Origin of the sequence: Pontibacterium sp. (assembly GCF_041587635.1) — a bacterium.
Classification (GTDB): Bacteria; Pseudomonadota; Gammaproteobacteria; order Pseudomonadales; family Balneatricaceae; genus Pontibacterium.
This window is the reverse complement of the sequence record NZ_JBFGYC010000682.1, coordinates 1-1,860: the sequence shown is the minus strand read 5'-3', so window position 1 is coordinate 1,860 and position 1,860 is coordinate 1. Positions and strand designations below refer to the sequence as shown.

Annotated in this window: 1 protein-coding gene; it reads left to right on the top strand. The window is 47.8% G+C overall.

Going from position 1 to position 1,860, the window contains the following annotated elements; genetic code table 11:
• Positions 1–104: 104 nt before the first annotated feature.
• A partial coding sequence (locus ABYW01_RS20675; protein ID WP_372836402.1) for a putative bifunctional diguanylate cyclase/phosphodiesterase occupies positions 105–1,860 on the top strand: 1,756 nt, incomplete at its 3' end.

Genomic DNA, 1,860 nt, shown 5'->3' with positions numbered 1-1,860 from the left:
TTGAGATTGATATTGATGGTCACTATTACGACTGTCGCTCGATAGATTATCAAGATGACCTCAGCAGAGACGGGCTCCTGCTGTCTCATCATATTGAACAGATCATGCCCGCCGAAGCATGTACGACACTATTGAGCGCCTTGAAAGAGGCAGAGCAAAGCGGCCACGCACATGGGACTCAAATTACACTCTCAGGTAAAAATGGCCCACGATGCTTTGAGCTTTCAATCGCCCGACGTCATACACTTGCGGGGCAATCTCCCCGGTTTGTTGTATTGTCGCGCGACATTTCAGACCGCAAAGAAGCCGAGCAAGAACTCCATATTGCCGCAACGGCATTTAACTCTCAGGAAGGGATGATCATTACTGATACATCTCATCGCATTTTGCGCGTGAACAATGCCTTTACTCAGGTCACCGGCTACAGTGCGGCAGAGGTCATCGACAAGAATCCATCCATTCTCAGCTCTGGGCGCCACGACAGCGATTTCTATAGCAAGATGATGGAAGAGCTGGAAAACAATAAATACTGGCAAGGAGAGATTTGGAACAAACGTAAAAATGGCGAGATTTATCCTGAGTGGCTAACCATCACCGCCGTGACTGATGACCATGCAAAGGTCACTAACTATGTCGCGGCATTCACCGATATTACCCAGCGCAAACAAGCCGAAGCGGATATCCATACACTGGCATTTTATGATTCGCTTACAGGTCTGCCAAACCGTCGATTATTGCTTGATCGACTGGAGCAGTCACTGCTGCTGCGCAAACGCAGACATCAACTGGGTGCGTTGATGTTTATTGATCTGGACAACTTCAAAACACTGAACGATACCCAAGGCCATGATGTCGGTGACTGCCTGTTGATCGAAGTTGCCCAACGGCTACGGCACTCTGTCCGAGAAGTCGATACGGTTGCTCGTTTAGGTGGCGATGAGTTTATTATCATCCTTGAAGACCTGAACGCGGACTATAATCAAGCGGCACTGGACGCAGAACAGATCGCCGAAAAAATTGTGCAGGCGCTGAACCAACCTTATCCCCTTAAAGACTCTGAATATCACGGTACTGCCAGCATCGGCCTGAGCTTATTCGATCACCGGGACAAAAATGCTAAGGACCTGCTAAAACGCGCAGACGTAGCAATGTATCAGGCAAAAGAATCAGGCAGAAACACCCTTCGATTCTTTGATCCAAAAATTCAGCAAGAGCTCTACATCCAGGCAGAAATGGAATCAGAACTGCGCCGTGCTATCGCAGATGAGCAACTGGTTCTTTACTATCAAGCACAAACATATCTTGGGAAAGTCACCGGTGCCGAAGTGTTACTTCGCTGGATCCATCCGGAGAAGGGGCTGATACCACCCGGAAAATTCATCCCGCTGGCAGAACAGTGTGGCCTGATTATCCCTCTGGGTAACTGGGTATTGGAGACAGCCTGCCGTCAGCTGGCTGTTTGGGCTGATCACCCCGAACTCAGCAAAGTCACTTTGTCTGTGAATGTCAGCGCTCACCAGTTCGGAATGGTTGATTTTGTATCAAACGTAGAACACGTATTAGGTGAAACAGGGGCAAAAGGTGAGTTACTAAAGTTTGAGCTAACTGAAAGTGCGGTACTGATCGATGTTGATTCAACCGCTGACAAAATGATGCAGCTTAAAGATCTGGGAATTAATTTCTCAATCGACGACTTTGGCACCGGTTACTCATCTCTATTCCACCTGAAACACTTGCCGGTTGATCAACTAAAAATTGATCGATCCTTTGTCCGCGACATCAACGAAGATCCCGATAATCTGGCTATTGTTCAGGCTATTATCGCGATGGCTCACAACCTAGGTATTAGTGTCATTGCAG